The following is a 6,811-nucleotide window of genomic DNA, read 5'->3' as shown; positions in this document are numbered from 1 at the left end:
TTCGACGAGCCGGTGCAGAAGCTGGGCGCGATCACGCACATCCGCTTCAACATCATTCCGGACGGCGGGGTGTCGCGGCTGCGGCTGTGGGGTCGCCTGAGCGAGAAGAAGGCATAAGCCGTATTGGCGGAAGCAGCAGAACGTAGCAGCACTACGCCCTCTCGCGGACGACGACAGACGATCGACGCGCGGCGCGAGGGGGCGCAACGAACAAGGCACAAAAAAGGAGCAGGATATGCGCGATACGGCAGCACCGGCATTGAAGATCGAGCGACTCACGCGCGAGGCATTTGCTCCGTTCGGCGACGTGATCGAGTTGGCAGGCGCGAGGCATTTCGCGATCAATGGCGGAACGACCGAGCGCTTCCACGATCTGGCGACGGTGGATCTGGGCCCGGAGGGCGGGCGCACGCTGGTGAATGTCTTCCGAGGGCAGCCGCGGCAGTTGCCGTACGAGGTGAAGATGCTGGAGCGTCACCCGCTGGGCAGCCAGGCGTTCATCCCGCTCAAGACCACGCCATATCTGGTCGTCGTTGCGCCCGCGGGCGAGCTGGATGTGCGCCGCATCCGCGCGTTCGTCTCGGATGGCTGGCAGGGTGTGAACTACGCCCGGGGCGTGTGGCATCACCCGCTGCTGGCATTGCACGAGGTGAGCGACTTCATCGTCGTGGACCGGGGCGGCGATGGACACAACTGTGACGAACTGGATCTGCCCTCGACGTACTGGCTCACGCAAGCGGAACTGGGCGCCGCACAGGGCAGACCGAAAGCGGCGTGATTCAGAAGGCGCAGAAGGCGCAGAAGGCGCAGAAGGCGCAGAAGGCGCAGGCAGCGACGACGGAGCGGCAACAGAGAGCGCCGGGCACCAGCCCGGCGTTTTTCATAACAGCTCCTATACTTCGAATCACCGAAGTGGTGCGTCTTTGACGGTGCGATTGGGTGCATCACGGGCGTTTTGGCGGTGCATGGGAGGCTTGCCAAGCGAGTCGCACCGAAAGCGTGCGCAAAGGGTGGAAACAGCTCGGGCATGGATATTGCTCGATCTCGACACGGCAATCTGCGGAGAAGCGTATGGTCGAGAGCTACAACGAGATGGCGAGCATCACAGGCGCGACGCGCTCGCACTACCGGCGGTTTGACGATTGGCTCCGATGCCAGACGGACGATGTTCTGCACCATAAGCGCGCCGAGGCCGATCTGGCGTTCCGGCGGGTCGGCATCACGTTTGCCGTGTATGGAAATGAAGCCGGCACGGAACGTCTCATTCCCTTCGACCTGATTCCCCGAATCATTCCGGCCCATGAGTGGCAGACGTTGCAGACGGGGTTGCGTCAACGCGTCGAAGCCCTGAACAAGTTCATCCACGACGTCTATCACGATCAGAACATTCTTCGCGCGGGTGTCATTCCGGCGGAGCAGGTGCTCAAGAACGCGCAGTACCGTCCGGAGATGCAGGGCGTGGACGTTCCCGGCGACATCTATTCCCACATTGCAGGGGTGGACGTCGTCCGAGCCGGCACGGGCGACGACGGTGTGTTCTACGTTCTGGAGGACAATTTGCGCGTGCCGTCCGGCGTGTCGTACATGCTGGAAAACCGCAAGATGATGATGCGGTTGTTCCCCGAGCTATTTGCCAGAAACCGCATCGCGCCGGTCGAACACTATCCCGACCTGTTACTGGACAACCTTCGCGCAGTGGCGCCGTTGGGTGTGGACGATCCCACGGTCGTGGTCATGACGCCGGGCATCTACAACTCGGCCTATTTCGAGCACGCATTCCTCGCGCAGCAAATGGGGATCGAGCTTGTCGAGGGGCAAGACCTGTTCGTCGAAGACAATCTCGTCTACATGCGCACCACCAACGGTCCCAAACGCGTGGACGTCATTTATCGTCGGATCGACGACGATTTTCTGGACCCGCTGGCCTTTCGCGCCGACTCCACGCTCGGGGTGCCGGGGCTGCTGAGCGTCTATCGGGCGGGGCGTGTCACGTTGGCCAACGCGATTGGCACAGGCGTTGCCGACGACAAGTCCATTTACCCGTTCGTGCCCGACATGATCGAGTTTTACCTTGGCGAGAAGCCCATTCTGAACAACGTGCCGACCTACCAGTGCCGTCGTCCAGACGATCTTGCCTACACCCTGGATAACCTCGGCGAGCTTGTCGTCAAGGAAGTGCATGGCGCCGGCGGCTACGGCATGCTGGTGGGGCCGGCGTCGACCAAAGCCGAGATCGAAGCGTTCCGCCAGCGGCTCATCGCCAAACCCGATGGATATATCGCGCAGCCCACGTTGGCGCTGTCCGCATGCCCGACCTTCGTCGAAGCGGGTATTGCACCGAGGCATATCGATCTGCGCCCGTTCGTGCTGTCTTCCGGCAAAGGCGTGACGATGGTGCCGGGCGGACTCACGCGCGTTGCGCTTACCGAGGGCTCGCTCGTCGTCAACTCCTCGCAGGGCGGCGGAACGAAAGATACCTGGGTGCTGGAGAAATAACGAACGTCCCGCCAGAGACAACGAAAACCATCGGGAATACATCATGCTCAGCCGTACCGCCGACCACTTGTTCTGGATGGCCCGCTACATGGAGCGGGCGGAGAATACCGCACGTCTGCTCGACGTGAATCTGCAAAACCTGTTGCTGCCGCAGGAGGCCATCGAAGCCGTCGACGACGAAGACGATACCGACCTGGCGCATTCGCTTGCCGGTCCCATCGAAAACGAGACGGGCTGGCGTGCCACCTTGCGCATTTCCGAACTGGAGCCCGCGTTCGATCGCAAGCACGCGCGTGCCACGCGCGCCAACGTTCTCGACTTCGTCGTGCGTGATCGCGACAACCCGTCGAGCATCGCGTGCTGCCTTGCCGCCGCCCGGGAAAACGCCCGTGCCGTGCGCGGCACACTGACCACCGAACTCTGGGAAACCGTCAACAGCACCTGGCTCGAATTCCCGCGCATGCTCGACCTGCTCGAACATGATCCGGCGCACCTCTTCGAGTGGGTGAAGGTGCGCTCGCATCTTTCGCGGGGCGTGAGCTTCGGAACGCTGTTTCAGGACGATGCCTTCTACTTCACCCGTCTGGGCCTCTTTCTCGAGCGCGCCGACAACACCGCCCGGATTCTCGATGTGCGCTTTCACGAAGCCGTTCGTGCCGACAAGGCGGGCCCCGACACGTCCCATCCCACCGACTTCTACTATTGGTCTGCCGTGCTGCGCAGCGTGTCCGGGTTCGAAATCTATCGGAAGGTCTATCGCGACGTGATTACGCCCGAGCGCGTCGTCGAACTACTCATGCTCAACCCGCACATGCCGCGTTCGTTGCTTGCGTCGCTCGACGGTGTTTGCGAAAACCTGGCAACGCTGTCCAACGGCCAGTCGGGCGACGTGGAACGCTACGCAGGCAAACTGCAGGCCGACCTGAAATACACCGACATCCAGCAGATTCGGCAACAGGGTCTGCACCCCGTCCTGACCGAGTTTCTCGAGCGAGTCTCCGTGCTCGGCAACAAGATCAGCCAGACCTTCCTGATCCCGCTCGCCGCCTGACGCCATGCGCCTGACCATTCGTCACGAGACCACCTACCGGTATGACACGCCGGTGCGCTACACCATCCAGCAGCTACGGCTGACACCGGCAGCGTCGGAAGTGCAGCGTGTCGTGCACTGGCGTCTGAGCGCGCCCGGCAAGCTCACGCCCTCGCGCGATGCCTACGGCAACGACATGCATACGCTGGTACTCCACCAGCCGCACGACACGATCCATCTGCTGGCCGAAGGCGAGGTCGAAACGATGCCGCTCACCGACGGCAAGCTCGGCGAGACGAGTCACGCCGTGCCGGTGTTATGCTTCGCCAGCGCAACGCCCCTGACCGGGCGCAGCGACGGGATCGACGCACTTGCCGCGCAGGCCAGGGTTGCCACGCCGGGAGACTTGCTGGCGCTGGCGGCGTCGATTTGCGAACAGGTCGACTACGAATCGGGAATTACCGCAGTGACCAGCACTGCCGCGCAGGCGCTGGCGCTGGGGCGGGGGGTCTGTCAGGACCATGCCCACCTCATGCTCGCCGTGTGCCGGGCACGCGGCGTGCCCGCGCGGTACGTCAGCGGCTACATCGATCCGGGCGACGTGCCGCATGCGGCCAGCCATGCGTGGGTCGACGTGTGGGTCGACGGGGCCGGGTGGGTGAGCATCGACGTCACCCATGCGTGCTTTGCCAGCGGCAATTACTGCCGACTGGCCGTCGGACGCGACTATGAATCTGCCGCGCCGGTCAGAGGCATGCGCAGCGGCGGGGCGAGCGAGGCGCTGCACGTGTCGGTGAGTGTCGACACCGCGCCGCTCGACCAACAACAATAGCTTTTCGCGTGACGAGGCAGCGTGCCTCGCACGGCAAGACAGGAACGACATGACGTATTGCGTGGCCATGAAGCTCGATGCCGGGCTGGTCTTTCTCTCCGACACCCGCACGAACGCGGGCGTCGATCACGTGAGCACGTTCCGCAAGATGCTCGTCTTCGAGCGTCCGGGCGAACGCGTGATCGTGCTGCTCTCTGCGGGCAATCTGGCGCTGACGCAGGCGGTTCGCCAACAGCTCGTCGAAGCGCGTGACGCCGAAACGCTGTGGACGGCCAAGACCATGAGCGACGTCGCCCGCGTGGTCGGGCAGGCCATTCGCGACGTCTACGCGCGCGACGCCAAATCGCTCGAAGCGTTCGGGGTGGATTTCAATTGCAGTTTCCTGCTTGGCGGGCAGATCGCCGGTGCCAGAAGCCGTCTGTTCCAGTTGTATTCGGCGGGCAACTTCATCGAGGCGTCGTCCGTCAATCCGTATTTCCAGATTGGCGAGTCCAAGTACGGCAAGCCGATCATCGACCGGCTCGTCACGCCTGCCACGTCGCTCGACGACGGCGCCAAGTGTGCGCTGATTTCGATGGATTCCACGCTGCGCTCCAACGTTTCGGTCGGCCTGCCGCTCGACTTGCTCGTCTACGAGGAAGACAGTTTGCGCGTGACGCGTTTCGCGTCGCTCGACGACGACAATGCCTACTACAAGATGATCCACGACACGTGGGGCTCGCGGCTGCGTCAGGTGTTCGGCGAGTTGCCTGAGCCGCAATGGGCGACGCTCGACACGACGAGTGTGCCCGCCTCGCTGCCGCCGCGTGCCGAGCCGCCCGAGGGCATGCCCGGTGCGCACGAAGCGGGTAGCGTGCAGTCGCTCGCACAAACGGTGTCGCCGAAGATGCCGTCGTGAGCGAGGGCAGCGAGCGGGGGGTAGCCCGTCAGCCCGCGTGATGTGCGTGGTGCTGCCGCCGATACAGCCAGGCGCTGAGCGCAAGCGTCGCGGCTTCGGTGACGAGCAACGTGTACCAGATGGCGTTGCCGCCCAGTAGCGCATTCAGCGTCCAGAGCACGCCCAGCAGCAAAACCCAGCTTCGCAACATGGCGATGGCGGCGGACGGTCCGGGCGCTTCCACGGCCGTCAGATACCCGGCCACGATCAGGTTGCCCGCGGCCGGGACAAAGGCCAGTGCGTACCAGACGACGGCGTGCTCGAGAATCGACCACGCCTCACCGCCCGCGGGCAGAAACAGGAACGTCAATGGACGGGCTAGCGTTGTCATGGCGGCTGCGACCAGCAGGGAGAATCCCATGACGGCAATCACGCCGAGCCGGAATGCCCCCTGAAGCGCCTTCGTATCCCGTGCCCCCCGATAGAAACTGATCATCGGCTGCATGCTTTGCACCAGCGCGACCATCGTGACGGTCGCGCCGAGCGTCATGTATTCGAGAATCGCGTAGGCGGCGAGACCCGGTTCGCCGAAGTTGGTCAGAATGACGCGGTTGAAGACGAAGACGGTAAGCGCCGGCGCAATGGCGCCGAGGAATTCGGAGGCGCCGTTATACATCGCCCGCCACACATGCCTCTCACCACGCCAGCGTAACGCGCCATGCGCCGGTACGACTTGTTTGGCGAACAGGAAGTGGTAGCCAAGCATGACACTGCTCGACACCATCATCGACAATCCGGTGGCGAGCGAAGCCCCATACATGCCCATATCGCGCACGACGATCAGCCAATAGTCGAGCGCGACGTTCGCGAGCGCACCGAGAAACATGGCATACAAGCCGAAACGTGCTGCCGGGGCGCCTTCCACGCGCAGGAACAACTCCATGGCGTAAAGCCCGTTTGCAAACAGCACGAACCAGCCCCAGCCGGAGAGGTAGGCGACGACGTCCGCCGTAACGGCCCCCTGCGCGCCCAGCGCGGCGGCGATCTCATGCTTGAAGACGAGCACGCCCGCACTCATGACGATGCCTGCAACGAGCATCACCCAAAGGACCTGGGAGAACGCGCGACGCGCCTGCGCCTGTCGCTGCTCACCGAGCAAACGGGCAATGAGTGTCGCGCCGCCCACGCCCACCATCACACTGATGGCGTAGGGCACGTACAGCAACGGTACGACGAGGTTCAGCGCGGCGAGCGCCTGCTGGCCGACATAGCGGCCGATGAAAATGCCGTCGATCAACGTGTAGATCGTGTAGACCCAGCCGGAGAGGATCGTCGGAATGGCGAGAGAGGTGTATTCCTTGAGCAGGGACGTCGTGGTGCCCTGTACGGCAGTGTTTTGATTCGCAGATGGAGAAAGAGACATGGTCCCCCCGATGACATCTCACCGCGTCGTGTCGGGACGCGGCTCACCGTGGCTTGCACATCGAAACCTTCGGATCGAAGCGGGAGCAGAGGGTGTCGCTCACGCGCAAGCGATGGCGTGAGCGCTCCGCCGCGCGGCGTCAGCCCGGCGAGG

The 6,811-nt window shown here is 63.5% G+C and carries 6 protein-coding genes and 1 pseudogene; 6 read left to right on the top strand and 1 reads right to left on the bottom strand.

What is annotated here, in order from left to right; genetic code table 11:
* From PCA31118_RS05400 to PCA31118_RS05375, 6 genes and pseudogenes are all read left to right on the top strand, one after another.
* Positions 1-117, top strand: a pseudogene (locus tag PCA31118_RS05400) (allantoicase); the annotation flags it as partial.
* Between the two features lie 118 nt (positions 118-235).
* Complete coding sequence (locus PCA31118_RS05395) at positions 236-778, top strand: ureidoglycolate lyase (protein ID WP_150623587.1); 543 nt, start codon at positions 236-238, stop codon at positions 776-778.
* Positions 779-1,071: 293 nt separating this feature from the next.
* The gene (locus PCA31118_RS05390; protein ID WP_174990335.1) at positions 1,072-2,496 is read left to right on the top strand and encodes a circularly permuted type 2 ATP-grasp protein; all 1,425 of its coding nucleotides are present in this window, start codon (positions 1,072-1,074) and stop codon (positions 2,494-2,496) included.
* 43 nt (positions 2,497-2,539) lie between these two features.
* The gene (locus PCA31118_RS05385) at positions 2,540-3,547 is read left to right on the top strand and encodes an alpha-E domain-containing protein (RefSeq protein ID WP_150623585.1); all 1,008 of its coding nucleotides are present in this window, start codon (positions 2,540-2,542) and stop codon (positions 3,545-3,547) included.
* 4 nt (positions 3,548-3,551) lie between these two features.
* Positions 3,552-4,358 (top strand): transglutaminase family protein, encoded by an 807-nt coding sequence (locus tag PCA31118_RS05380; protein WP_044455633.1) that lies wholly within the window; start codon positions 3,552-3,554, stop codon positions 4,356-4,358.
* A 49-nt stretch (positions 4,359-4,407) separates the two neighbouring features.
* Positions 4,408-5,256, top strand: a complete 849-nt coding sequence (locus PCA31118_RS05375; protein WP_044455634.1) for a proteasome-type protease — start codon at positions 4,408-4,410, stop codon at positions 5,254-5,256.
* A 28-nt stretch (positions 5,257-5,284) separates the two neighbouring features.
* Here the strand turns inward: PCA31118_RS05375 and PCA31118_RS05370 are convergent, their stop codons facing one another.
* Complete coding sequence (locus PCA31118_RS05370; RefSeq protein ID WP_150623583.1) at positions 5,285-6,658, bottom strand: MATE family efflux transporter; 1,374 nt, start codon at positions 6,656-6,658, stop codon at positions 5,285-5,287.
* Positions 6,659-6,811: the final 153 nt, after the last annotated feature.

The organism is Pandoraea captiosa (genome assembly GCF_902459775.1).
Taxonomy (GTDB): domain Bacteria; phylum Pseudomonadota; class Gammaproteobacteria; order Burkholderiales; family Burkholderiaceae; genus Pandoraea; species Pandoraea captiosa.
The sequence above is the reverse complement of the archived record's forward strand: the minus strand, read 5'-3'. Positions and strand labels throughout refer to the sequence as shown.